This is a genomic window from Paraburkholderia atlantica (genome assembly GCF_000092885.1).
GTDB lineage: Bacteria > Pseudomonadota > Gammaproteobacteria > Burkholderiales > Burkholderiaceae > Paraburkholderia > Paraburkholderia atlantica.
On record NC_014118.1, the window covers coordinates 1,076,271 to 1,101,048 of the forward strand.

Here is a 24,778-nt window from a genome sequence, read left to right on the forward strand (position 1 = left end):
AAATACAAAAGCCCGTCTACGAAACGTATGAGGCCATTAAAACGGACCTTACCGGTTAAATGGCCGTGGCACTGTGGCTTAGCGTTGCGCAGCGGACAACTCCAGCCGTTTCGCCTATTTGCGGATCACCCGCGCTATCGCAATCCGCTTTGTATCGAATATAACTAATGAAGAGGCACCATGTCGGTACCAGCAAACATGCTCTCCCGGCGCCCAGCGTGGACTCTTGTCTTTGTGCTCTTCTGCACCAGCGTCGTTTCCCTTCTCGACCGAAACATTCTCTCCCTGTTCGTCGGGCCAATCCGCAGTGAAATCGGGTTGACCGACACGCAGGTCAGCCTCTTGCAAGGTGTGGCGTTTGCGTTGTTCTACGCGGCAATGGGATTGCCTTTCGGGCGAGTCGTCGATCGATACACGCGCAGAAACCTCATAGCGGCAGGTGTACTGCTGTGGAGCTTGATGACTATCGCCTGCGGCCTGAGCACCGGATTCTGGCAGCTCTTCTTTGCGCGCATGGGAGTCGGGATTGGGGAAGCCTGCCTGGGACCAGCAGCCTTCTCCATGATTGCCGATTGCTTTACCCATGAACGGCGCGGACGGGCGCTGGCCGCCTACAACATGTCTAATTATGTTGGCGTCGGGTGTTCACTCCTGTTTGGCGGCCTGGTGATTTCTATTCTTGGCAAGCTGACTCATCACGGCTGGTTCGTCGTGTCGGACATTCAGACATGGCGCATCGCTTTCATTGTGGCTGCGATCCCGGGCATTCTCATCGCTATCATCGTCATGACGATGAAGGAACCGGAGCGACAGGAAATGGTTCGAACCTCGAATGGCGTCCGGTTTTTATCGTACCTGCGGCCTCGCAAGCCGACATTCACCTGCGTCTATACGGTATATACGCTGACGGCCACGATCGCCTACATTATCGTGGCATGGGCGCCCTCCCTCTATATCCGGCACTTTCACATACCCCCGGCCGATGTCGGCTGGATCATGGGAGCAGTTTCGATCGGCGCAGGTGTCTGTGGCTGCCTCGTTGCGGGTCATATTAGTGACGCGCTCGTTTCGCGCGGCGTACCAGGCGGTCGGTTTCGTGTTCCGCTTCTGTGGTGGCCGATTGCGGTCATATCCATCATCGGTATGACTCGCGCGTCGTCCGCGACCGTGAGTCTCTTCTTTCTCGGTTTGCTGACATTTGGCAGCGCGCTGGCATTTTCGACCGCAGCCGCCGTAATCCAGGACATCGTACCAAATCAGTTCAGGGGCCAAGCTGCAGCGATGAATTCGATCTTCACGGGACTCATTGGGCTGTCACTTGGACCGACTTCTGTCGCCATGGTGACCGATTACGTTCTCAAGGACGGAAAGCTCATCGGCACTTCGCTCCTTGTCGTTATCGTGCCGATTGCAATTGCCGGTTTCATTGCCTGCATTGCCGGGCAGAAATCCTACCAGCGAACCAGATCGGAATTGCTCGAGTGGATCAACGCAAACCAAAACCATGCAGCAAAATCCGGGGTGCGTTCTATTCCCTCGCGAGCCGTACTGAAAGGGAATCTCGAGCATTAGGAAGGCTTCGGTCAATTCAGAATGCCGATAACTAACCATAGTTGCGCCGTTGCAGAGCGCGGCCGTGGCCGCTGTTGGCGCGCACCTCCGCTAACACACCAATACGATTCGATAGCGTCAATATCGCACTCACCCACTTCCTGTCACGCTTCCATGACTTTTATTGGTGGGTCTGAATTTCGTCGGAAGTCTGCTAGCGCGACCTCAATCAACTGCGATAGAGGGATCCAATTGGGCCGCCCCTCCCCGTCTGAATTTGGGCAGGGACGAATTCCCGCTTCCGCGGGTTAGCAACGGATACCCGCAATAATCAGACGGCGCGAATAAGTAGAGCGACGGGCGCCAAGCAGCCCGGCCATCTCCTTCCACGCCAGGGTGCGTGGAAGGAGCAACTGCTCCGTCGTCTCTTCAGGGCTTTGTATTTTCCTCAGACTGGTCTTCGGCGTAGCCATCAAATGACAGGTACACCTGCTTCCGGTTGGCGCGTGTGCATGAGCGCTCTGCCGAGCAGTACGACCATATCCTTCAGCTCGCCCTGATTGCGCGCGGAACCATAGGCAAAGCCATCCGGACGAACCACTGCTGCCACAGTCCCCGTCTCCGTGAGCCAGCGTGCCACGAGCCCAAGCTCCTCGGTGACTGCAATCACCTCCGCCTCAAGACCGGCTGTACCCTGCTCCGCCTCACCCACGCAAACGACCATGGCATCGGCGAGTGATGCGACCGTGCCAAGTATGTCTCGTGCGACTGCCGCAAGCTCGATGTTCCAAGTGACCAGATAGAAGTTGCCACGCACCAGATCGTCGAGACGCAGACGGCCGATGCCCTGGCTGCTCACCCATGGTTGCGGGAACAACTGGCCTGCGCCAGCGCCAAGCGCACCGATTGCATCCCGATACAGCAGACCGGTTGCCAGACCGGGGATGAACGATTGACGAATTGTCTGCGCTGTACCGGCCGCCAGTTCCACGCCCAGCCGGCTATCCCGTTCCCGCGCTGCCCCTTCGTCGAGTTCGCCGATGATCAAACCAAATGACTTGGCCGTTTCGACGACGGTCTGGACATGCGGACGGCGTTCCTGCCCATATGTATCAAGCAATGCATCCTCAGCCTTGCCGCGCAACACTGCATCGAGCTTCCAGGCGAGGTTGTAAGCATCACGTACACCCGCACACAAACCCTGCCCCATGAAAGGCGGCATCTGGTGGGCAGCATCACCGAGCAGAAACACGCGACCCTCACGCCATTTTTCGGCAACGACGGCATGGAAGCGGTAGATCGCGACACGCTTGACCTCGATGGCGCCCGTGTCGACAAAGGTCGAGAGCACCCGGTCCAAGTGCGCGGGGTCGTTGAACGACTCGGGCATTTCGCCCGGCAGCACTTTGATTTCCCAGCGGCGTAGACGATCCGGTCCGACGATGTAGGTACCCGGTCGCCACGGACGGCAATATTGCACGCATCGCTCGGGAAGATCGACATCATTGTGCAAATCGGCATCGACCACCACCCACCATTCGTCGAATGCAAGGTCGTAAATTGTGGACTCGATCTGACTTCGCACCACGCTGCGTGCGCCGTCGCACGCAAGCAGATACTTTCCGCGCAGCGTCTTGTTCGATCCGCCTGGTCCAGCGACGTTGATCTCTACACCTTCGGCATCCTGGTGCAGCGAGACAAGCGAATGTTCGAGAAATACATCGACCGACTCGAAGCGTTTGACCCCGTCTCGCAGCACACCCTCGAGCGTGGGCTGATGGAACATGAAGGTCGGCTCCCAGCCTAGTGGACCGGGCGCCGGCATCGGATAGAAGCGCTTGATGGTCTGACCGTCGACGCCGACAAAATCAGTGCCAGGGTGAGGACAGGTTCCCTTCGCGACTTCCTCCGCGAGGCCTGCGGCCTGGAATGCGCGCATTGCCTCGTGGTCGGCTGTAATCGCGCGAGGCTTGTCGTAGATATCCCTGTCGCGCTCGACGACTGCCACACGCATGCCCATCATGGCAAGCAGGTTCGAAAGCGTCGCGCCGGTCGGGCCATAGCCCGAGATGATTGCGTCGTATGTCTCCATGCCTCTCTTACTCACCTCAAAAATTCACGATCAATTCGATGGTGCATGTCACAGATCACAACGTGGAGGCGGTAAAGCCATCCCATACCGCGTCATAGCCTGTCTGGCGATTGACCGCTTCAAGCGAGCTTCGCGTGAGCTTGAACACACGAGAACTCTCGAACATGAAAGCCAGCGTATTGGCGATCTTGTGCGGTATCAGTTCCGTGCTACTGGCCTTGTCGAAGGTCGCAGCATCCGGACCATGCGGCATCATGCAGTTGTGCAGACTCACGCCGCCCGGCACAAAACCTTCAGCCTTGGCATCATAGACTCCATATACAAGGCCCATAAGTTCACTCATCAAGTTGCGGTGGAACCAGGGAGGGCGGAATGTATCCTCGGCCACCAGCCAGCGCGGCGGGAAGATGACGAAGTCGCAATTCGCTGTCCCGGGCACTGTGGAGGGTGACGTCAACACCGTATAAATAGAGGGATCCGGGTGATCAAAGGAGACGGTTCCGATCGCCATGAACCGAGCCAGATCGTATTTGTAGGGTACGAGATTACCGTGCCAGGCAACGACGTTGAGTGGCGAATGGTTCTGCGTGCCTTCCCAGAATTTTCCGAGGAACTTGCGCACGATCTTGACGTTACGCTGTCCGTCCTCATAAGCGGCGACCGGTGTCAGGAAGTCCCGATGATTCGCGAGGCCGTTCGATCCAATGGGTCCAAGCTCTGGTAGTCGAAACGGCGCGCCATAATTCTCTGCGATATAGCCGCTTGCCTCGCCATCGTCCAAATCGACGGCAAAATGTAGACCACGCGGCAGCACGGCGACCTCGCCCGGCGCAAGGTCGAGCACACCGAGCTCAGTACGGATCGTCAGTCTGCCGAGTTGTGGCACGATCAACATTTCCCCATCGGCATTTAGCAGATAACGGTTTGCCATGGAGGCATTGGCACGGTACATGTGAGCCGTCATGCCGGACTGCGCCTCGGGGCTGCCATTACCCGCGATTGTCACCGTGCCGTCGACAAAATCGGTCGGCAGCGTCGGCGCGGGCCACGGATCCCAGCGAAAGCGGTTCGCGGGCGTGTCGACTTCACCGAAAGGACCAGATTCCCAGGCGGGTTGCTCGATTTTCCGATAAGCGCCGTGCATGGCGGAAGGCAGTATGCGGTACATCCACGTGCGGCGATTCTCCGCGCGCGGCGCAGTAAACGCCGCACCGGACAACAATTCGGCAAACAGACCATGCGGCGCACGTTGGGGCGAATTGCGCCCTTCGGGCAAGGCGCCCGGGATAGCCTCAGTGGAAAACTGGTTGCCGAAACCACTCATATAGGTTCGGCCGTTCGGCAAAGTATGGGTAGTCATCGGCTCTCTTCGCGACTCTCTGTTCACGTTGCGGGATGGCGTATCAAGCGTCCCGAAGTCGTGCGCCACCTGTCCGAGGGGCGCGCGGTCTCCTTGTGGATCCGGGTTCGATCAGCCCTGATACTTCCGGATCTCATTGTCGATCGTGCCGAAGATCGACGCGCCTTGCGCATCGAACATCTCGACACGCACGCGATCACCAAAGTGGAAGAATGGTGTGATCGCCTTGCCGTGCTCAACGGTTTCCAGTGCACGCTTCTCGGAGATGCAGCAAAAGCCATTGTTCCGATCGTGATTCGACACCGTACCCGAGCCCAGCACCGTGCCTGCACCAAGCGTGCGTGTCTTGGCCGCGTGCGCAATCAATTGCGGAAAATTGAAGTACATATCTACACCCGCGAGCGGAGCGCCGAGCTTCTCGTTATTGACATGGACCGTCAGCGGGAGGCTGACCTTCGAACCATCCCACGCCGCACCCAGTTCGTCCGGTGTCACGGCAACCGGCGAGAACACCGTCACGCCCTTACCGTTCACGAAACCGAATCCCTTATTGAGCTCGGCGGGGATTACGTGACGTAGTGAAATGTCGTTGAGCAGCATCAGCAGCTTGACGTGCGATTTGGCCTGTTCCGGTGTGATCGACATCGCCACATCGTCAGTGATAACGGCGATCTCGGCCTCAAGGTCGGCCCCCCAATCCTCGGTCGCGATATAGACCGGATCCTGTGGACCCGTAAAATTATCCGAGGATCCCTGGTACATAAGTGGATCCTGCAGGAACGATGGCGGCATCTCGACGCCGCGCGCCTTGCGCACGAGTTCGACGTGGCTTAGATACGAACTGCCATCCAGCCATTGGTACGCACGCGGCAACGGAGATTCTGCCTTGGACTGATCAAACGCAAACGCACCGATTGCCGCACCGGCATTGAGTGCTTCGTAGCGAGCCCGGAGGCGCGGTGCGGCCTCGTTCCAATTTTCGATTGCGGACTGCAGCGTCGGCGCGATATCAGCAGCGGGCACGGCGCGCGTCAGGTCGCGCGACACCACGATCAAGGCACCGTCGCGAGTGCCATTTTTGAGCGATGCAAGTTTCATAACCTGGATTCCACTGGTTGGAAAGATTGACTAGACTTGAGACCGATGCAAATCTACGCTGCAACAGCGCAAGACAGTTCAAGATTTCCACCCAGTGAACACTATCGATGACGACAGCAAAGCAGAACGCAGCCCCCGGTTCCGTCGAACGTACGTTTGAGTTGCTGAGAATTCTGGCAACCGCCGGGCATTACGGGCTTGCGCTCACGCAAATCTCCGAGTCGGCCAGATTGCCTCACTCAACCGTGCATCGACTACTCCACCGTCTGACTGCGGAACGCATGGTGGTTCAGCGCGAATTGAACAAGCGCTATGTTCTCGGTCCACTCGCGTTCGAACTCGGGCTGGCAGCATCCCAGATATACGACCTGCGGCAACCTTGCCGTCCGATCCTAGCCCAACTTGCAGAAGAGATCGGTGACACCGTCTACCTCTCCGTCCGAAGCGGCAGCGAATCCGTCTGCGAAGACCGATACGAAGGTCCGTCGACGATTCGCGTCATCACATTAGAGGTCGGTAGCCGTCGCCCCCTTGGACTCGGCGCGGGGGGCCTGGCCATCCTCTCAGCCATCCCTGAGGAAGAACGGGAGCAAACCATCGACTACCTCACCCATCGTTACGGCACGTACAAGTCATTGCAAGAAAAGACCCTTCGCAAGGCAATCGACGTCTGCCGGAATCAGGGTTTTTCGCTAATTCGCAGCCAGGTCACGCTAGGCACGACCGCGGTCGGCGTTGCGATCCTCGACACGCTCGACAATCCGGTTGCGGCCGTCAGCGTAGCAGCCGTGGACAGCCGCATGTCGGATAGCCGCATCACCGTTCTGCACCGTCAGCTGCAATCTGCTGCCGCGTGCATCAAGAGAGCACTACACAATTTCCCGATCCGTTCTTGAAGCGGCAAGTCGCCCCAGAAAATGATTTCCATCTAGCGCACGCCTCGCCGTTCATTGAGACCGACGTGGCGAGCGGGAAATTCGCGGAACCTACCCGTGCAGCGCGCCCCCAGCATGGTCCTTTGCGGCCGCTATGACGGTCACGGCGTCCGCCGCCAGGACCTCGCGAGGACGCCTGCCATGCAGCATGCTGCAGGTCGACTCAAACAAGGAAGCAATCCGGAATGGACTGTAGCCTGCAAAAAAAGCAGAATCTCCGGGACTTCAGGGAGCGGACTGCCGGTTTCGTTGAAAAGGTAGGCGGGGTAAAAGGTGTGGCCGGACAGTCCGATGGAAAAAATCCGGGCGTCCTTTTCCACACGTTCTTCACGGCAAGCAGATCGGGTGCTTCTGGATCGTACCGCCTGCCCACCGCGTATGCCGTCAACCATTCCGTTCCGTTGATCACCGCGGAGACCGCCTTCGCCGACAAGGCGTCGACCGTGCAATGGGTCGTCCGATCGATACTGCGATGTGTTTTCATATCGGATTCCTCTCAAGGGCAGCTCGCTGGACGAAATCTGGATGAATTTCCACAAGCTCTCCAGCTCGGGGCACCGCTCGAGCCCGCGTTCAAAATCGCCTTGAGGATAAGCGTCGTGTCAGCCGACGCTGCCGGCGTTGAGTAACGCCACGTAACGCAGCACGTCCCCAGTCCGGCCTTCGCGGACCAGTTGCCAGGCCGCGCGACCGCTAAAACAAGGCAACGGCGTGTGTCTGAATCAGTCTGATGCTTTATCAGCGTCGCCGCTTACTTCGAGCGCGGCACGGATCACCCTTGCTTCATCGGCTGCGAGATCATCTTTGGGACTCATCATGTCGCCTCTACTATTTAGTTCATATTCCAAGGCCCCGCCCAAGCTTTGCAACGCATCTGCTACACAATCGCCGGCAACAAGCTCGCGTTGCCTCCCTCTGTTCAGCGATAACAGTGTCGGGGAACGCCTGGATCTACGAGACCTCTTCGTCCTTGGGAGTGCCCATTTGCCACACGAGTCGTTGTCCCTTCGACGCAAGCTTTGCACCACACGAGCCATTCGCATGGTGTAGTCCGCTTCCTATTCGTCGTTCTCGATAGGTTTAGTCGGATCATCGTCACTCGTGACGGAGCCGCGTAACCGACGGAGGGCACCTAACTTGTCTATTCTGCAGACGCTCTCCCACCGTTCGGACGGGACGACGGAATGCAGCCCAAACTGTATGGCCGTAGAGACGGGAAGGTGCACGACCACGTCCGCGCCACTCTTATTGTGAGAGCGCAACTCACGTGTGCGCAGTTCCACGGCGACGCCCTCGAGTTCGAGGTAGACCACCCCTGATTCGAAGACCTCTTCATAAAGATGCCAGGCCGGTTCTTCGCCTTCGACACGATGATGTGCAAGAGTTACCTTGGTGCTTATGGGTTCTCCAATTCTCTGGCGGTCGCAATACCGGCCGCCATCGCAAGCTCAAAATCCTCGTACTGGTCGCGGGACAAGCTGCTCTGCCCGACGAACTCGCTACTGATCTTGATGAAGTCGGTGCGCTTATTCATGTCGGGATCCCATGGAGAATTCGCCCCAAGACGGCTTCCACCAACTCGGCGCCAGCAACGTCAGTCGCCGCAGCCTCGTACGGCGTTTTGCCGCCTAATTCGGGATGCGGGCTGCGGGCTGCGCATCCAAGTGTCGGCGCCGGTCGCGTCATCCCAGACGTACGTTGCGAGGCGCAGGAGACGCCACGCGATGGGCGGGATTTCACGCCAGGCTTTCATGTCGTCCACGGACACGCCACTGACCAGCGACCGCACGGAACCTGCCAGCTCCGCGATGGACTTGGTTTCTTCATGTTCTCGACACCCACGATGGGCAGTCCACTCTTCTCGACAATTCGTTGGTGGCCTTGATAGACAGGGAATCGAAGTAGGCAACATCGACGGGCGACGTGGGCAATGATGCAGCTCGTGCCGACACCAGTCTGCGTAGATCGGGGAGGCCGTCGCTCAAGTCGAAGTGCGCAATCTGCATGCGCTCGATGTGCTGCGCGCCACCCCGATCCCGGCGCCGCAGCTGACCGACAGCGTCGGCGCCTGGCTGCCGCCGCGCATCGCCCATGCGCTGTGCACCGCCCGGATGGCGACGCTCGCGGAACTCACGCTGCGGGTGCCGCGACGGCACCTGTGGTGACGCGGCATTCCCGGGCTCGGGCGCACCGGCGCGCAGCAGGTCGAAGCGCTGTTCGCCAGCCACCCCGCGCTGACAGGCCAGGCGAGGGCCCTCGTCGACCGGATCCAGCCGTCACCGGAGGACAGCATTGCGCCCTGGGAGCGCTGGGCGGGCGGCACCCGAACTGGACGGCTCACACGGCCGCTTCCGGGCCCCGCGCCGCGCCTGCCTGCTTCATGCCCGCAACGACTACGAGGCCGTACAGGCGGTTGAACGTCAGCACGCGCTCTCCTCGCTCACCACCGACGATGCGATCGCGTACCGCGCATTCCTGCGTCATCCGGCGCCGCGTGGGCGCTGGACCGGTCCGCCGCGGCCGCGCAGTTCCGTCGAATGGCGATCGTTCGCGGGCGGCCTGTCGCCCCGCTCGGCGGGGTACGCGCTCACCGTGCTGAACGCACTTTTTCGCTGGCTCATCGAACAGCGCTACGTGCTCGGCAACCCGTTCGCCGGACTGACCGTGCGGGGCGGCCAGCACGCTGCACCCTTCGATACGCTACACGCGCTGACCGGCAGCGAGTGGCAGATCGTACGCGGCCTCGCGGACGGCCTCGAGGGGTGTTACGGCTGGCAGGCGCCGGCCGCCCAGCGCCTGCGCTTCCTGCTGGACTTCCTGTACGGGACGGGGCTGCGGGCCCATGAAGTGGTCAGCGCGAGGCTCCGCGACATTCACGTCGATGCCAGCGACGATTGGTGGCTTTGCGTTGCCGGCAAGGGTGCACGGCCCGGCCGGGTGGCGCTGCCGCCCCTCGTGCGCGACGCGCTCGACCGGTACCTGCGGCAGCGCGGGTTGCCGGTGACGCGCCAGCGATGGGAGCCGTCCATGCCGGTGGTTGCATCGCTTGCCTCGGCAGCCCACGGCAGGGATCCCATCGCCTGCACACGATTGCGCCAGGTGATGGATGCTTTCTTTGGGCTGGCCGCTGCGCTCGTTCTCGCTGAGAACCCCGACCTGTCGGCGCGTCTGCGACAGGCCAGCCCGCACTGGCTGCGTCATACGCATGCGTCGCATGCGCTGGCCCGTGGCGTGGAACTCGTCGCGGTGCGCGACAACCTGCGGCACGCGTCGATTTCGACCACCTCAACGTACCTGCACGGCGACGATGCGCGTCGGGCGCGCCAGTTCGGGACCGCATTCGGGCGAGCCGCCGCACGTCAGTAACGCTCGCTCGCCGCTACGATCTCCGCTTCATTGAACAGCATCCGGCAATGGCCTCCGGATCGTGAGCAAGTTCGGCTGGCTTTCCGACGAGGCAGCGCGCCCGACGATCGCGCCCGGTCGGTCAAAGCTTCTTCTCAAGTTCAGCGACGAACCGCGCGGCCGGAATACCCAGAGCCATACACCAATTGCGTAGCTCAATAATGTCCAGCCGTCGCTCTCCGCGCTCGCACTTGCTAACGAAGGGCGCCTCTGCTCGTTGAGTTGCTCGCGCCCTATCCGGCGGTGGAGTTTGTGCACACGACCTCTTGGGTGCGCCTGCTACCGGAAGAGCGCGTCATCGCCTACCTGCCGCCTGAACTGCGGCCACGCGTTGTTGGCACGACCTGCGACATCAAGCCTCGGCGTAGCTACGTGCTCGACGGCATGGCGCGCACGTACACCATCACCAGCTACGTCTATGGCAAGGGGTTGAAGCACTGGCTCGCCGTTGACGACGCGGTGTTCGGCGCAGCGCGATTCGGACGCGAGCCGGGAGAGTTGACTGATCTTTTCCTGCTTCTTGACTCTGCATACGGAATCGGTGATGAAAATGCGCTGGTTTTACGGACAAACATCTCGCCGTGTCAGATGAAGACCTAAGACATCGGGGTTTGAATTTTCTACAACTGGAGCAAGCCGGCGACGCCGGCGCGTCAGGCTTCGAGCGTGTGAAACTCCGGAACTGCCCGCAGGGCAGCTGTCGACACCCTCCTGGTGTGGACAGCTGCGTTGTGCACACGGGGGAGTAGAAACGGCCTCGAAAACCGCGAGGCTTTTATTGAAGCTTCTGGCTGACGACGAGAGAGCACGTAATCCGCAGCCAATTACTCGGCACCCGGCTCAGTCCGCTTCCGCGGGCGGCCCCGTCTCGGTGCCACGGGCTCCTCGCCGCTCTCGACTAACAGTTCGGTTTCAGAAACCCCAAGCGCTGCGGCTAATGAGACGAGCGTATCAAGCCGCATGTTGCGGAGTCCTCGCTCGATAACGCTTAGCTGGGTGCGATGCAAGCCCGCACGGTCCGCAAGCACTTCTTGGGACATGCCTTTCTTGTCACGAAGGAGCCGGAGGTTCTTCGCAATCAGCGCCTGCAGTTCCAGGAGGCGCGGGGAAACGTTCTCTGCCATATGGGGCAGGAGCATCCCGCATTGTAGCGCCTAAATCTACAGCCTATAAAATGTCATTTTATATAATGGCATTGTTTACACTACAATTCATTGTTAGTACACTGCCGTCCCGTTGTACTCGTTGTCCGTATGCCGCCATACCGTCGAATGTCAAGTCGCCGTTTGCATGCGTCCGGCCGTCGAGCTTCTTGCTGCAATCGCCGCCGCGAGGTGGCCGCGCGTTGCGCGCATATTCCATTATGGAGATTTATAGTGACTGCTCCTCGAGCACAGCGTCGCACGCGGCCAATCGAGAATCCGCCTGTCGCGCACCAACCGGTCAAGTCGGTTGACCCTCTGCCTAACGAGCTGATATCCGGGCTCTTCTCGTCGTCCGCACCGGCTTGGGAGGAAGACTTGTTCGCGCGATTTCCCTTCTTCTTCCGCGCGGTACACCATCCCGACTCATACACTGCGAGCCTTTCACGCATCGGCATGATGTGTGGAAGTGGCTGGTACTCCATCATCGAGCAGTTGGCATACGACGCAGAGATGGAGCTGCGTACCTGTTGGCGTGAGCAACTGCAATTTCCGGAGAAGATGGCGGAATTGGACGTAGCACTGGCGTCAGGCCGCGCTGTCTCCCCAGTCCTTCCCTACTGCACATACGTCGGGCAAGCAGACGGCGAACTCAAGGTTGAACTTGTATATGGCAGCCTTTGCCCCTCAGACGTCCGGAACCGTATTTGCGTCCACATTGAAATTGCAAAGGAGCGCTCACGATGCACTTGTGAGGGCTGTGGTAGTTCAGGCACGCTCCGGGAAATCAATTTCCGCCGCGTGTACTGCGAAGATTGCCTGCCTGACCTTTCTTTGAAAAGAAAGGTGGCGTCCGCACCGGCAGGCCAAACATGACAACAAACTCTGAAAGCGACCACGTTCCCAACAACTTTCCGCACCACACCTCGCCCGAGGTAGTTGCCGGTGCGCAACCTAAGATTTGCGTCGTTCTTTCCGAGGGAAAATACGTCGCCGGACAAACCGACAACGAGCGTAGAGAACGCTGGAGAATTTGTGAAGACCTCGCGCACCAGCTCATGCCGAAAGCCGAAAAGGACGCTGCGGCTCATCCGGAACACAGTAAAGACGTCACCCTTGACCGCATACGCGCAGCGGTCGCTCGAAAAGGCTGGGTGTCTCACGCTGAATTGAAATGGCTTATCTCTCGCATGAGAGTCTTGTTGAACTGGTAGCCAGTTGTTCCTGTTTGCACGAACATTAGTCAGTCCGCCGGCGAAATGACCGTCGACATCACGGAAGGACATGCGTGCGGACTTGGCTCGCGGGCGCGCATTCGAGGGCCAGCGAAATGGGGAAAGCGAAAAGCCGCGAAATCTGCGAGAGCTGTGGCAAGCCGGGGTATCGGGACGGCCAATGGCATCACGTCTATTGCGATGAATGTGTAGGGCCAATTGCAGCCTCGCAGGCTGACTCGTCCGTCTGCACGGACGACGGCAATCGCCTTGATGCTCCCGATCGACCGTTGGCGGCGCGGCTCCTGCGCCTCGCAACGTACGTCTGGGATGACGCGACCGACGCTGACGCCTGGATGCGCTGCCCTCATCCTGAACTTGGCGGCAAGACACCGTATGAGGCTGCGGCTGACACTGCCGGCGCCGAACGGGTAGAAGCTATCTTGGGGCGAATCATGCATGGGATCCCAGCGTGAGTAGCCATCACACTCGGGGCCGCTTCGTGACCGTCTCAAGCGTTGCGTCGTCGAGATGCGAACGCAGGAGGCTTGACGTCGCGACCAAAGCGATCAACGAGACTGGTCGGCTTGCGCGAATACGTGAACGACGGAGAAGGCAATTGAGCCCTGAACTGGATGCTAAGCTGCGCGCCAGCTACCCCCGTATCTTTACGGTCGACCCGGTTGTCGATCCCGATGATTCGGACGTACCTCCTGCGCCGTCCGCATTCGCGACTTGGGGCTTCGAGTGCGGCGATGGATGGTATGACCTGCTCAACGCCTTGTGCCTGAACCTGCAGCACGCGACGAAGCGCGGAGCATCGCAGGTCGTCGCCATTCAAGTGAAAGAAAAATTCGGCGGACTTTGCTTTTATGCGAACGGACTAGATGCCGAGCAAGCGGGCATGATCGAGCTGGCTGAAACGATGAGCAAGCAGCTTTGTGAGGTTTGCGGCAATCGAGGCAAGACGATTCGGATCGTGGGGATCAAAACGCGCTGTCCTGAACACGAAAATGACTGAGGCTGAGGCCTCCGGCTATTTCCCGTTACTGCCAAGCGCGCCGGCACCAAACCAAAACGCGCGTGGATCGTCCGGCTCTCATCAAGACCGACATGTCGAAGAGAGAAATGGATCTTGATAACAGACTGACTTGGACACTCGCGTTGATGATTGCCGCAGGCCTTGGCCTGCCTTCCTCGCGCTCTGGCTGCGCCCCGATTAGAAAAGCGGGAAAAACGACGAATCTGATGCCCCCGAAGCGCGTTTACGACACCGGTGCGAATCCCTCGGTTACTCGAGTGATGATGGGCGAAGTCCGGGCGCCGAGGATGTCGAAGAATTTCCGCCGCTAATAAGGACGGCCACGCTGTTTGCGCGCCAAGGGCCAGCTAGCGCGGGAGCTGTGCCGCAGCCACCGCGCTGGAATACGGCGCCCGTGATGTACTTGACCGAAGATGGCGCATTGGATAGGCGTGGGGGAGTACGGTGGCTCGCGAACAATTTGCACTCGTCACGTGCGAGCCTACCGCAAGGGCCAAGCATCGATTACCTGGTGATGGTGATTGAGACGGAGGCCAGCGTTACCCCTGCGCAATCTGCCAGCGCGCGGATCTTCGTACCAGCCGGAGCGACGGCAACAAGGAACGGCCATTGCACGCAGTTCCCTTCATGCCAGCCCATATTCCCGAAATTCAGCTTATGGCGGAACTGAAACTGGTAGAACTGGGCGACCAACCGCCCAACAACCGCTTCTCCGCCCCCTTGAAGTTGCAGATCGGTGACCTGAATCACGTCAGAGCCGTCCGGCGATATTTCGAACAGGAAGAAGTTTTCCGCTTTAGGCCACTCTCCCGGTGGCAATTCCATGCCGTCGATATCCGTTACGCGCACGTACAGGTCTCCGAAGATACGCCCGGTGGAGAGGCTGACGTTAAACGGAGAGGACGTCTGTTGCGAAGCGAATGTTGCCGAGATTGCTAGCTTGGGGATTTCGATAACGCGGGGCTTACCGACGTGCGGGATGTCGGTCATGACACACCTCCTGTCGACCGGAACGGGACCATTCGACGATAGTCCGATGTCGGGTGACGGCAAGGACAATGAAAGTTCTATGTGCGCTGGCGTACATAGGAAAGCACTCACGGCCAAAGAGCATTGGTGCAAGCACTGGAACTATGCGATGCCGGAAGACGCATATTGCGCAATTTATCAACAGATCGGCGCCAATGCTGACTCAGCGAGCCAAGCGGGGCGGCCAGCGCCGACCGGGTCGGAGACGGCAATCGGCCATGAAGTTATGGGAGATGTGATCCACGACGACACGGTCGGGAAACCAGAAGTCGGTGCGTCAGCGCCAAAATCCAACCCTCTCACGCCCCCGTCCTAAGGCTTAACTGAGACTCGGCGATCGTCGTATCCAGAGAATCACAGCATGCATATGTCCTTTACTTTCACCGTTGCTAACGAGCCGTTTAAGAAAGTCGTATCTCGTTATTTCAAGCTTTGCAACCGACGGGTCCATGGAGTCGGTTATAAAAATACGCTCGATTCATTAGCATCGAGGCCAATCTTCAGGGATCAGCTTTTCCCCATCGCGCCAGTGATGGCGTACATATTTTTGAAACTCTTCATCGTCAAACTCTGCGTGATCGGTCACAATGATTTGATACTCTTGCTCATTTTCGCTTGCAGAGCGAGCCATCAACTCATACATACGCCGGACCGTCGCCCGGTCAATGTCTTTTTTCTTCGTGACATCACCCGAGTCTGCGGGAAAGTGCGCTTGCGAGGGCTGATCGATCATCAAAAAATTGGGGACCGGCCGCTTCTTCCGGGAAAACCACTCGTGTAGCGCGAGATGGACAACGAGGTGATATCCGACCCAGTTCTCGCCGCTACCCATGCGTCGTAACGGAACCGGGCCATCCAACGTGTCGGCCACAACAGTTAGCTTCCGGATGTCGAAACGCACATTCGACTCGGAAAACTCAAGATTCAGTGCCTTCGCGTGGCTCGATATCGATGTGTTGACTCGCCCAAGAATTGACTCAAGGCGCTCGGCCATTGCCTCATGGCTCAACCCAGCTTCCAGTGCTTTGCATATGCCTACAAGTCGCTCCCGCTCAGCCTGCATTGCGTGGGTATCGGTCTCTTCTGGCAAGCTTTCAGCGTAGAGTGAAATACGACCGACAACCAACGCTCGCTTCTCCGCGTCGTCCGAGTATTTCAAAAAGCGCCGGTCGCTTTCGCGAATCGCATTCAGCTGAAGTCGGATAACGGCAAGCTGATCGCGAAGGGCTAATATTTGCTTTTCGTAGTCTCCAATCGCCGCTTCGATGTGAGGCGTCGAAGTGCGTACTGCGGCGGACTGGTCCGTAAGGCTGTCATGCAAGCTTTTTAGGTCTGCAACTGTCTCACCATCGACCTGCTCGAGGGACTGCTTACAAAGAGGACATTCGTTTAAGCTTCGCTCCGGGGCAAACAAATCAACCAAATCAAGGCGGCGAACCTGTTCTTGTACCTCCCGGTCGAAATCAAGACCATGATTTTCGAAAGCACGTGCAGTATCTATCGCATGCTGCTTATTTCGAATCTCCTCCTGTAGTCGCACACGCTCTGCCGACAAGCGCTCGAACTCGCCTTCATCTCCCGAGTCAGGCAAATTCCACCCGCGAGACGTCTGGGCGATCCGTTTGAGCTCTGCACTTGCTACCTGCCATGACTCTGAGTGTTCCATCGCCGTCAGCCCGACCAATCGAGCTTCTGATAGCAGCGAAGCAGCCCGCGGACTACCCTGCCCTCGTATGTCTTCCAGTTCTTTGAGGCTCCTCTCAATTTCCCGAAGCTTCTCTCTATGCACTTTCAACTCAAATCGCTTTGCCAACTGGTCTTGATCAACTGCTCCCAGAAGATACGGCAGAGAGTCCTTCAATGCCTGCGCGATGAAGTTATCCGAAGCACCGTGGAAGAGGTAACCCTTCTGGTCAATTTCATTTTGAGTCTGCAGGCAATAAGCAAGTGCATGCCTGATATTCGTCGCAAGGGGACGTCGAGTTTGGTCGGGAGGCGGCACATGGAGCGTCTCCTTGATGCCGACCCAAGACGTAAGTTGATTAATGAGCCCAGTGACGTTTGTGGTCTTGCGGAGATTGTTTGCCGCAGGAAGTTTGAGACGGCTATTCCCCAACACCATGAAAACATCTTCAGAAGCCATCGCAGGTGGCTTTGGGGCACGTCGCGCGATGAACGCTCGCCCTAGGTCACCAAGGTGGAGCATGATTCCGTACCACGCGACCTTTGAGCGAACTACACCATCTGGCACCGAGCACTCGTCTGCACCAAAGCAATAGTCCAAAATCTCAATCAACGTCGATTTTCCAGTCTTGGAGTCACCGACAAGAATATTCAATCCGCGCTTGAATGGTATGTCGCGGCGGCGGCCATCACCGCTGTAGACTGAAATCGCTATAACCTGCATCATGCACGCATCCCGAGAAGCGCCAAAACTGTTGTTGTATTGCCGGCCGACGGTAGCCATCGGCCCATGAACTGAGCGGCTCGCACACACTCACCCATCTCAGTAGCGCCAGACTCATACTCCGGCAACTGGAGCTTCATCGAGCCCGACGGCGTTAGTCTCCCTGCCTCAATGCTCAGTGCTCCGTGCGAAACTCCAAATAGCATACCTTGCCGTGTAATTTCTTTCGTAATCCCAGCAAGAGAAACGAACTGGGAACGAAGCAACGGGTTGCTGCTCAGCCACGTTGCGAACGAAGTCGCGACAGTCTTAGGCAACTTCCGGCGAATTGGCTCGTGCAATACGGCCGGCAAAATAAGGAAGGAAGCACAAAAACTGAACGATTCGGTACCTCTCACTTTAGCCGTTCGTTCCGCTGATAGCGAAGCTTCTCGCAGAAGCACTGCGCAGAATGCTGGATTGAACAGCGCCCGATACTCCGAGGAGATTTTTATGTCATGCATCTCACTTCTCCTGGGCGTCTGACTCGACGTCGGGAGTTGTCAACTCAAAATAATCCGGATGCCATCCAACCTCGCGGTCATTCGACAATTCGTGCAGGGTACCTCGTGCCATCCACGATGCCTTAAAGCCAGCCTTGAGGCTTGCGTCGGCCTCCGTTTCAACCCAAGACAACAGCGCCTCGCCTGCCTCGATACGTTCCTGTTCGCTTGCGGCGGCATCAAGAAGATCCAGCGCTCTGGCAAACCGGACGTCCCAAGCTTCATAGAGCTCACGACGAAAGTCATCATCGTTCTCTTGAAGCAGGAGATTTTCACGTAGCCACGCGGATCTTTGCGCAAAGGCCCGAAAATAGTCGGTGATTGCGCGGTTCAATCGTCTTTGGTTTTTTGTAACAAGCGTCACCTGCTTCGCGAACGTATAACGTGCGTATGCGTTGAGCGCTGCTTCATCCAGCTTCTTCTGCAGAATCTCGTTGTCGATGAGCAAAGCATCTGCACGACATTGCTCCCGAATGTCCGTTAGCTTAAGTTCAACCGCCTGCGACGACACAGTCCGCAGCCCCCCAGGCGAGGACAACTGTTTTACTGCCTGGCCGAACCACCAGCCTTCCAGGGCGTTAAGGGCGTTCGGGATTTGTGGCCTCGGCACAGCCAATCGAAGCTCGGTGTGCAACTCTGCTTCGACGTCAACGACAGTAGCAACACCGTCAAGAACGAACACATTCCTCAGGAATGCCCGCTTGTCCGAGTCGGAGAGCGCTAAAAATAGCGCACAACCTTCTTCATTTTGCTGTGATTCTGATGTCTCGGCAGCCGTTATTAGAAGAGCAAGCGCGCCCGCTTCGTCTCTCTGATCATCGTCACCGAGCATGTATGCGGCGGAACCAGCAACGCACACGCCGGTAGAAACTAGGATGAGTCGTGTTGCAGGATCAGTTTGCCCGGCTGCACGCGCGACAAGCCAGATTCGAAATGTTTTCCAAATGTCGGGGCTCGCATCGGAAAGTACGGCGACGCGCTTTAAGCGATGCTTAGCTTGAAGGAGGTCGGTCGGCCGCCCTTCAGATTCGAACACAACGTCGTCAAGCGTTTCAAGGCCGACGTTAAATTCGTCGAGAGTCCGCAATCGCCTGAGCGTCCACAGGAGCGCAAGCCGCACTTGAAAAAGGTATCCCAGTGCTGAGTCCCGAGCACTAAATCGCTCTACACCTCTGGTCTCCGACATATCTCTAAGTTCTCATATTCCGATAACAGTCAATCAAGACGCATTCAGATCAATCTCTACAAACCTAAAACGCGTCGAGCCAACCAGTTCAAGGCCCATTTTTCAATAGGCACAAGTTTTCCCCGATTGTGAATGTTATCACCTTGAAGCCGCGATTCTCCTCGCCCTCCACAGGTGACGTCGCGACGCAGTGCGATGCACGCGCACAATGTCAATGGACTGTCGGCTCATCCGTCCCGAAACCCGTCAATGTCACTCATACAGCAAGCCACGCTAATACGAATGCATACTGCTGTCGCGCTCCGGAATGGGCGGCAGGGCACTTGCGTCAATTCCGCTGTGAGCGCGCTAAGCCTCAAGTCAGATGGGTCGACGATTCGGCACGAAACGTTGGCCTCCGTCGGAGAGACAGAGGGGTCCCGCACCTGTCGCGAGTCTCAGATAATTGTCCGCGAACATTATCACATTCGCGTCCGCGCCTGGAACGTTCATGCAAACGCGCAGCTTCGACTGCGCAAAAAGCGCCGGGAAACACAGATATCAAACGTCCACGGTGGCGTTTGGCTAGGCGGCTGAGCTGTAGACAGCGGTAGATACTATCCATGCGATAAGCGCTTGATTCCGTTCCGGCGACGCGCGGACGAATGGGACCAACTCGCAAATGATCTGGCACGGAAAGATGGCTTCGCCGAAGGGGGCGGTGCCGAGCACTCCACCCCGCATTATCGCCAATCATCTTCACGGCAGCACGAAACGGAAAACTGCTGAACTTCTACCGCTGAGTTGCCCGCTAGCACTCAAGAAATATTCCCCTTGAACGGTACCGCGGCTCCTCCTGCGGCTATTAAATTCGCCTTTTGATAGCAATTAGTGTGAAAAATTGTGCACTGCACAGCGAATTTCGGCCTTCCCGCAGACTTTTTGGTCTCTGAATGGAGTTTTCTTCGTTCCCGCAGACTTTAGTGTGCGCCGATAGCGGTCTGTGCGTGCACGGATAAAAAGTGTTTGACAGACTATCTTAAGATATATATCTTAAGATGCATCTTACGACACTCATGGGAGACTCCCAGATGCGTCATCCTCATCGTTTTTCCGGTCCGCACGGCGCGCAGAACCGTTATCACGCGGGCTTCGGTCATCCGTCGCCGCATGCGGGCGATGTCGCCGGCCGGGGCGCTTCCCCCGACCCTCGTCACCACTTCCTGTTCCACGTGTTGCTTCACGGTTTCGGCCATCATCACGAGCGGCGCTGTGGCGGCCGCGGCTCACGTTTCGGCGGTCATGGCGGCCCCGGCGGCATGGGTGGATATGGCGGTTTCGGCAGCGGCCCGGGCGGCTTCGGCGGCGACGGCGATGGCTTCCCGCGTGGCCGCAAATTCAGCTCCGACGATCTGCAACTGCTGCTGCTATCGCTGATCGACACGCAGCCGAGTCACGGCTACGAACTGATCAAGGCGCTCGAAACGCGCTCGAACGGTTTCTACAGCCCGAGCCCCGGCATGGTCTATCCGGCGCTGACCTATCTCGAAGAACTCGGCTACGTCACCGTGCAGCTCGAAGGCAACCGCAAGCGCTATGAGCTGGCGGATGCGGGCCGCGAATATCTGGCCGCGAACCGCGAGCGCGTCGAGCTGATGTTCGCGCGGCTCTCGCATATCGCCCGCAAGATGGATTCGGTGCGCCGCGCGTTGGCCGGCGAAGAGCCGGCCGACGTCAGCGAAGGCGGCTGGGTGCCGGAGCTAAACGAAGCGCGCCGCACGCTGAAGAATGCGCTGCTGCGCCGAGACAACGCGCCGGCCGACGAGCAGCGCCGCATCGCCGCGATCCTGATGCGCGCGGCCAGGGAAATCGAAGGCGGCAGCAACGGCGACAAAGCAAAGACCGGCAACGACAGCGCGCCGACCGTCTGACAACCCGCGCTCGTCCACGAGACAACCCGCGCGTCCTCCCAAACCGAACAGGAGCACCACCCTCATGCAAGAACAACTCACTCGCCCTGATCTCGCCGTACATCGCGTGCGGCATCCGTTGAAGTTTCGTCTGCTGCAGGTCAAACAGGTGCGCGCGCTGACGCCCCACCTGATTCGCGTCACCTTCACCGGCGACGATCTGCACGACTTCGTGTCGGCGTCGTTTGACGACCACATCAAGGTCTTTTTCCCCGAACCTGGCGCCGACAAACCGACGCTGCCGCAAGCCGGCCCCGACGGCCCGGTGTTCCCCGAAGGCAAGCGGCCGACCGCGCGCGATTTCACGCCACGCCGTTTCGATCGCGACGCGCGCGAACTCGACATCGAGTTCGCGATGCACGATGCGGGCCCCGCGGCGACGTGGGCCGCGCAAGCGCAGGTGGGCCAGTATCTGGGTGTCGGCGGCCCGCGCGGCTCAATGGTGATTCCGACCGGCTTCGACTGGCATCTGCTGATCGGCGACGACACCGCGCTGCCCGCAATCGCGCGCCGTCTCGAAGAGTTGCCGGCCGGCAGGCGCGTCGCCGCGGTAATCGAGGTCGCCGATCCGTCGGCGCGCATCGAGTTCACGACGCAGGCCGAACTGCATCTCGTCTGGTGCTATCGCAGTGAAGCCGACACGCAGACCGGCACGCGCGGCGAAGCGCTGTTGCACGCTGTGCGCGGGACCTGGCTGCCGGAGAACGGCGAAGGCTACGTGTGGGCCGCCGGCGAAGCGGCGACGATCCGCGCGGTGCGCCAGTATCTGTGCGGCGAGCGCGGCGTCGACAAAGCGCGGATTCGCGCGGCCAGCTACTGGAAACAGGGCGCCGTCGCGGTCCACGAAACGATCGACGACTGAGCTCCTGCTCACGTGGCGCGCGGCATCAGCGGCGTACTTCGAACAACAACAAGGGGAAATCAACCGATGTACTCAATCACTGGACGGCACGAACGTCACCTGCTGTGGGTGCTCGCGCTCACGCAGTTCACGATCATCATGGACTTCATGGTGATGATGCCGCTCGGCCCGCAGATCATGAGCGCGTTCCAGATCGCACCGGCCTCGTTCGCGACGGCGGTGTCCGCGTATTCGTGGTGCTCGGGGCTGTCGGGCCTGTTCGCGGCGACCTATATCGACCGCTTCGACCGGCGCCGTCTGCTGCTCGCTATCTACGCGCTGTTCGTGCTGTCGAACCTCGCGTGCGCGCTAGCGTCGAGTTTCGCGCTGCTGCTCGCCGCGCGCGCATTCGCCGGCATCTCGGGCGGCGTGCTCGGCTCCGTGATCATGGCGATCGTCGGCGACGTGATTCCGCTGCAGCGGCGCGGCGCCGCGACCGGCACGATCATGACCGCGTTCTCGCTCGCGGCGATCGCCGGCGTGCCGGCCGGCGTGATGCTCGGCGCGCAGTTCGGCTGGGCGGCGCCGTTCTTCCTGCTGGTCGCGTTGTCGCTGCTGGTGTGGTTCGCGGCCTCGCGACAGGTGCCGTCGCTGGCCGCCCATCTGAGCCGCAGGCAGCCGCCGCTCGCGGAAGTGCTGCCCGAGCTGTGGAGACTGCTGAGCAACCCGCGGCATCTGAATGCGTTCGCGCTGACGTTCGTGATGATGATCGCGCACATGCTGGTGATTCCGTTCATCTCGCCGACGCTGGTCGCCAATCACGGCGTCACGCCGCGTCAGCTGTCGTGGCTGTATATGGGCGGTGGTGCGGCGACCTTCTTCACGTCGCGCCTCGTCGGCAGGCTCGCCGACCGCTTCGGCGCGCAGCGCGTGTTCCGCTGCGCGGCGCTGCTGTCGTTCGTGCCGGTGCTGTTCGTCACGCATCTGCCGGACCTGCCGTTCTACGCGCTCGTGCTGTTTTTCCCGTGCTTCCTCGTGTTGATGAACGGCCGCATGGTGCCGATGCAGGCGCTGCTGACCACGGTTCCCGAGCCCGCCCGACGCGGTGCGTTCCTGAGCGCGAACAGCGCGCTGCAGGCGCTCGGCACGGGCACCGGCGCGTGGCTCGGCGGGCTGATGCTGAGCACGTCGGCCGATGGCCGCATCGCCGGATATGGAACCGTCGGCTGGACGGCAGTGGCGGTGGCGTGCGCAGCGGTGCTGTGGGTCTCGCGTGTGAAGGCTGCGCCGCGCGAAGCGGCGCCGGCCAGCGACGCTGGCGCGACGATGCCTCGTGCTGCTGGCATCGAAGCCCACATCGCCGGAGAAGGTTAGCCATGCCGCGCCGCGCGCTACATCTCGTCGTCGGTGCTGCCGGTCAGCGCGCGCCGCGCGGCCTCGCCCTGCTCGTGTGACGCCGAGTAAAACACCCGCGCCCGGCCGATCACGATTTTCAGCGTCGCGATCACGGGCACCGCGAGAAAAATCCCCGCGACGCCGCCAAGCTGGTCGCCGGCGAGCAGTCCGACGATCACCAGAAACGGACTGACCTCGACGCCTTCGCTCATCAGATACGGATTGAGCACGTAGTCTTGAAACAGCCGGTACAGGCCGATGAAAATCACCAGCCACAACAGGTGCGGATAGCCGCTGAACACCGCGACCACCAGCGTGATCGCGACCGCGGCCAGCGGCCCCGCGAACGGCACGAATTCGAGCAGCCCCGCGCTGACCGCGAGCAGGAACGCGTACGGCACGCCGAGCAGCGAGAACGCGACGCCATAGCCGAACAGCGTGGCGAGCGACAGAAACAGCAGCGCGCGCACGTACTTAGACAGCAGCACGTTCACATCGTCGACGATCTCGCTCCACAGCACGCGATGCCGCCTGTTCAGCAACGCGAGAAACGCGTCGCGCATCCGTTCGCCGTCCTTGATCAGCAGGAAGCTCAGGATCGGTATCAGCACCAGATAGATCAGGTTGCTCGCCGCATGGACCACTCCGAGCCCGAGACTGCGCGCCAACGGCACGGCCTTGTCGGAGCCGGTCTCGATCTGGCTGCGCACGAAATCGACGATCCGCTCGCGCAGCGGTTCGAGAAAATGCGGCAACGGGAAACGGTTCGGCACGTCGGTGCGCAGCAGTCCGGGCAATTGCGTGAAGAGGTGCGTCGCCTGATCCTGCAATTCCACGCCGAACAGCGAGCCGACCACCGCGAGCAGTGCGACCACGACGACGAACACGACCGCGATCGACATGACGCGAGGCACGCGGCGCGGCCTCACGCGTTCGACCAGCGCGACCATCGGGTAGATCAGATAGCTGAAGAACACCGCGAACACGATGACGAGCACCGTCGTCGACGCGACATAGATGACAAAAAACAGCAGTGCGAGCAGAGACGCGGTCCAGACTTTCCTTGCCGCGCCGACGTCGAATCCCAGCATGAAGCGTCCTCGAATGAGCGATGCGGTACCGACGCAAAGACCGCGCCGGCTGACTCTGGACCGTAACAGAAATTTACACGATACGTGTGTCGAACGCCGCGCCGCGACGGCGCGACGCGGCGAGCACCGACGGCGTGCGAGGCGCTATGCACGTGGTGCGTCAATGCACGGCTCGCGTGCCTGACTCTTGATGCGCCCGAATCCGGGCAGTGCGGATAGTTGAAGCTGGAATACACGAAACCGCGACGCGCTAGCTCTTCACGCGCTCACGTTCCTCTTCAGCTTCTTCGGCGATTCTCGCCTGTATCCTGCCGGCGATTTTCTCAGCCGCTCCTTCGGCCTGCTTCGCGCGATTACCGGTGACCTTGCCAATCGCTTCCTTGACCGAGCCCTTGAGCTCCTTCGCTTTACCTTCTACACGATTCCTGTCCATGGTGCCTTCCTGCTGGGTTTGACTGTTGGAGTTGCCTGCTGGCGTTGCAACGAAACAGCCAACGTA

General features: G+C 59.5%; 23 protein-coding genes and 1 pseudogene. 12 read left to right on the forward strand and 12 right to left on the reverse strand.

Features of this window, described 5'->3' with window-relative positions:
- Positions 1-180: 180 nt before the first annotated feature.
- Positions 181-1,572: a spinster family MFS transporter gene (locus tag BC1002_RS20850; protein ID WP_013091974.1), complete on the forward strand. Its 1,392-nt coding sequence runs from the start codon at positions 181-183 to the stop codon at positions 1,570-1,572.
- 451 nt (positions 1,573-2,023) lie between these two features.
- Here BC1002_RS20850 and mhpA read toward each other — a convergent pair whose 3' ends face one another.
- The 3 genes from mhpA to BC1002_RS20865 all read right to left on the reverse strand — a co-directional run bounded on the left by mhpA (position 2,024) and on the right by BC1002_RS20865 (position 6,101).
- Positions 2,024-3,643, reverse strand: a complete 1,620-nt coding sequence (mhpA, locus tag BC1002_RS20855; RefSeq protein ID WP_013091976.1) for a bifunctional 3-(3-hydroxy-phenyl)propionate/3-hydroxycinnamic acid hydroxylase MhpA — start codon at positions 3,641-3,643, stop codon at positions 2,024-2,026.
- Positions 3,644-3,698: 55 nt separating this feature from the next.
- On the reverse strand, positions 3,699-5,003 hold the full coding sequence (hmgA, locus tag BC1002_RS20860) for a homogentisate 1,2-dioxygenase (RefSeq protein ID WP_013091977.1): 1,305 nt from the start codon (positions 5,001-5,003) through the stop codon (positions 3,699-3,701).
- 111 nt (positions 5,004-5,114) lie between these two features.
- Positions 5,115-6,101 carry a fumarylacetoacetate hydrolase family protein gene (locus BC1002_RS20865; RefSeq protein ID WP_013091978.1) on the reverse strand — a complete coding sequence of 329 codons (987 nt, stop codon included), beginning with the start codon at positions 6,099-6,101 and terminating at the stop codon, positions 5,115-5,117.
- A 107-nt stretch (positions 6,102-6,208) separates the two neighbouring features.
- Here BC1002_RS20865 and BC1002_RS20870 point away from each other — a divergent pair, with 107 nt between their 5' ends.
- Complete coding sequence (locus BC1002_RS20870; RefSeq protein ID WP_013091979.1) at positions 6,209-6,997, forward strand: IclR family transcriptional regulator; 789 nt, start codon at positions 6,209-6,211, stop codon at positions 6,995-6,997.
- A gap of 224 nt (positions 6,998-7,221) precedes the next feature.
- A complete protein-coding gene (locus BC1002_RS20875) occupies positions 7,222-7,665 on the forward strand; it encodes a hypothetical protein (RefSeq protein ID WP_013091980.1) in 444 nt (147 codons plus the stop codon).
- A 767-nt stretch (positions 7,666-8,432) separates the two neighbouring features.
- Here the strand turns inward: BC1002_RS20875 and BC1002_RS37820 are convergent.
- Both BC1002_RS37820 and BC1002_RS39775 read right to left on the reverse strand, forming a co-directional pair.
- Positions 8,433-8,570 carry a hypothetical protein gene (locus BC1002_RS37820; RefSeq protein ID WP_013091982.1) on the reverse strand — a complete coding sequence of 46 codons (138 nt, stop codon included), beginning with the start codon at positions 8,568-8,570 and terminating at the stop codon, positions 8,433-8,435.
- Positions 8,567-8,722 (reverse strand): antitoxin Xre/MbcA/ParS toxin-binding domain-containing protein, encoded by a 156-nt coding sequence (locus BC1002_RS39775; RefSeq protein WP_083788716.1) that lies wholly within the window; start codon positions 8,720-8,722, stop codon positions 8,567-8,569. Before BC1002_RS39775 ends, BC1002_RS37820 begins: the two co-directional genes overlap by 4 nt.
- A 320-nt stretch (positions 8,723-9,042) precedes the next feature.
- Between BC1002_RS39775 and BC1002_RS20885 the strand changes: the two are divergent.
- Positions 9,043-10,402 (forward strand): annotated as a pseudogene (locus BC1002_RS20885) (phage integrase family protein); the annotation flags it as partial.
- Positions 10,403-10,663: 261 nt separating this feature from the next.
- Positions 10,664-11,041 carry an HAD domain-containing protein gene (locus BC1002_RS20890; RefSeq protein ID WP_238538008.1) on the forward strand — a complete coding sequence of 126 codons (378 nt, stop codon included), beginning with the start codon at positions 10,664-10,666 and terminating at the stop codon, positions 11,039-11,041.
- A 224-nt stretch (positions 11,042-11,265) separates the two neighbouring features.
- On the opposite strand, the gene BC1002_RS20895 is transcribed toward BC1002_RS20890, so the two are convergent.
- Entirely contained in the window at positions 11,266-11,580 is a 315-nt protein-coding gene (locus BC1002_RS20895; RefSeq protein ID WP_013091983.1) for a helix-turn-helix domain-containing protein, read from the reverse strand.
- 875 nt (positions 11,581-12,455) lie between these two features.
- Here BC1002_RS20895 and BC1002_RS38980 point away from each other — a divergent pair.
- The 3 genes from BC1002_RS38980 (at position 12,456) to BC1002_RS37830 (ending at position 13,818) form a co-directional block, all read left to right on the forward strand.
- Entirely contained in the window at positions 12,456-12,797 is a 342-nt protein-coding gene (locus BC1002_RS38980; protein ID WP_013091985.1) for a hypothetical protein, read from the forward strand.
- 116 nt (positions 12,798-12,913) lie between these two features.
- Positions 12,914-13,273, forward strand: coding sequence for an antitoxin Xre/MbcA/ParS toxin-binding domain-containing protein (locus BC1002_RS39780; protein WP_049870243.1), 360 nt, complete (start codon positions 12,914-12,916; stop codon positions 13,271-13,273).
- Positions 13,274-13,416: 143 nt separating this feature from the next.
- Positions 13,417-13,818: a hypothetical protein gene (locus BC1002_RS37830; protein ID WP_013091986.1), complete on the forward strand. Its 402-nt coding sequence runs from the start codon at positions 13,417-13,419 to the stop codon at positions 13,816-13,818.
- 525 nt (positions 13,819-14,343) lie between these two features.
- Here the strand turns inward: BC1002_RS37830 and BC1002_RS20910 are convergent.
- Positions 14,344-14,829, reverse strand: coding sequence for a hypothetical protein (locus BC1002_RS20910; protein WP_013091987.1), 486 nt, complete (start codon positions 14,827-14,829; stop codon positions 14,344-14,346).
- Between BC1002_RS20910 and BC1002_RS20915 the strand changes: the two genes are divergently transcribed.
- Complete coding sequence (locus tag BC1002_RS20915) at positions 14,828-15,184, forward strand: hypothetical protein (RefSeq protein ID WP_157874727.1); 357 nt, start codon at positions 14,828-14,830, stop codon at positions 15,182-15,184. The genes BC1002_RS20910 and BC1002_RS20915 overlap by 2 nt on opposite strands.
- A 165-nt stretch (positions 15,185-15,349) precedes the next feature.
- Here BC1002_RS20915 and BC1002_RS20920 read toward each other — a convergent pair whose 3' ends face one another.
- The 3 genes from BC1002_RS20920 to BC1002_RS20925 are packed head-to-tail and all read right to left on the reverse strand — an operon-like array spanning position 15,350 to position 18,904.
- Positions 15,350-17,335 carry a DUF3732 domain-containing protein gene (locus BC1002_RS20920; RefSeq protein WP_238538009.1) on the reverse strand — a complete coding sequence of 662 codons (1,986 nt, stop codon included), beginning with the start codon at positions 17,333-17,335 and terminating at the stop codon, positions 15,350-15,352.
- Entirely contained in the window at positions 17,275-17,778 is a 504-nt protein-coding gene (locus BC1002_RS38985; RefSeq protein ID WP_013091989.1) for a three component ABC system middle component, read from the reverse strand. The genes BC1002_RS20920 and BC1002_RS38985 overlap by 61 nt, the downstream gene beginning before the upstream one ends.
- A gap of 1 nt (position 17,779) precedes the next feature.
- Positions 17,780-18,904, reverse strand: coding sequence for an ABC-three component system protein (locus tag BC1002_RS20925; protein ID WP_238538010.1), 1,125 nt, complete (start codon positions 18,902-18,904; stop codon positions 17,780-17,782).
- Between the two features lie 1,169 nt (positions 18,905-20,073).
- Here BC1002_RS20925 and BC1002_RS20930 point away from each other — a divergent pair.
- From BC1002_RS20930 to BC1002_RS20940, 3 genes are all read left to right on the forward strand, one after another.
- Positions 20,074-20,913 carry a PadR family transcriptional regulator gene (locus BC1002_RS20930; protein WP_013091991.1) on the forward strand — a complete coding sequence of 280 codons (840 nt, stop codon included), beginning with the start codon at positions 20,074-20,076 and terminating at the stop codon, positions 20,911-20,913.
- 64 nt (positions 20,914-20,977) lie between these two features.
- Positions 20,978-21,814: a siderophore-interacting protein gene (locus tag BC1002_RS20935; RefSeq protein WP_013091992.1), complete on the forward strand. Its 837-nt coding sequence runs from the start codon at positions 20,978-20,980 to the stop codon at positions 21,812-21,814.
- 66 nt (positions 21,815-21,880) lie between these two features.
- On the forward strand, positions 21,881-23,167 hold the full coding sequence (locus BC1002_RS20940) for an MFS transporter (RefSeq protein WP_013091993.1): 1,287 nt from the start codon (positions 21,881-21,883) through the stop codon (positions 23,165-23,167).
- A 17-nt stretch (positions 23,168-23,184) separates the two neighbouring features.
- Here BC1002_RS20940 and BC1002_RS20945 read toward each other — a convergent pair whose 3' ends face one another.
- On the reverse strand, positions 23,185-24,279 hold the full coding sequence (locus tag BC1002_RS20945; RefSeq protein ID WP_013091994.1) for an AI-2E family transporter: 1,095 nt from the start codon (positions 24,277-24,279) through the stop codon (positions 23,185-23,187).
- A 250-nt stretch (positions 24,280-24,529) separates the two neighbouring features.
- Positions 24,530-24,712, reverse strand: a complete 183-nt coding sequence (locus BC1002_RS20950) for a CsbD family protein (protein ID WP_013091995.1) — start codon at positions 24,710-24,712, stop codon at positions 24,530-24,532.
- Positions 24,713-24,778 lie beyond the last annotated feature (66 nt).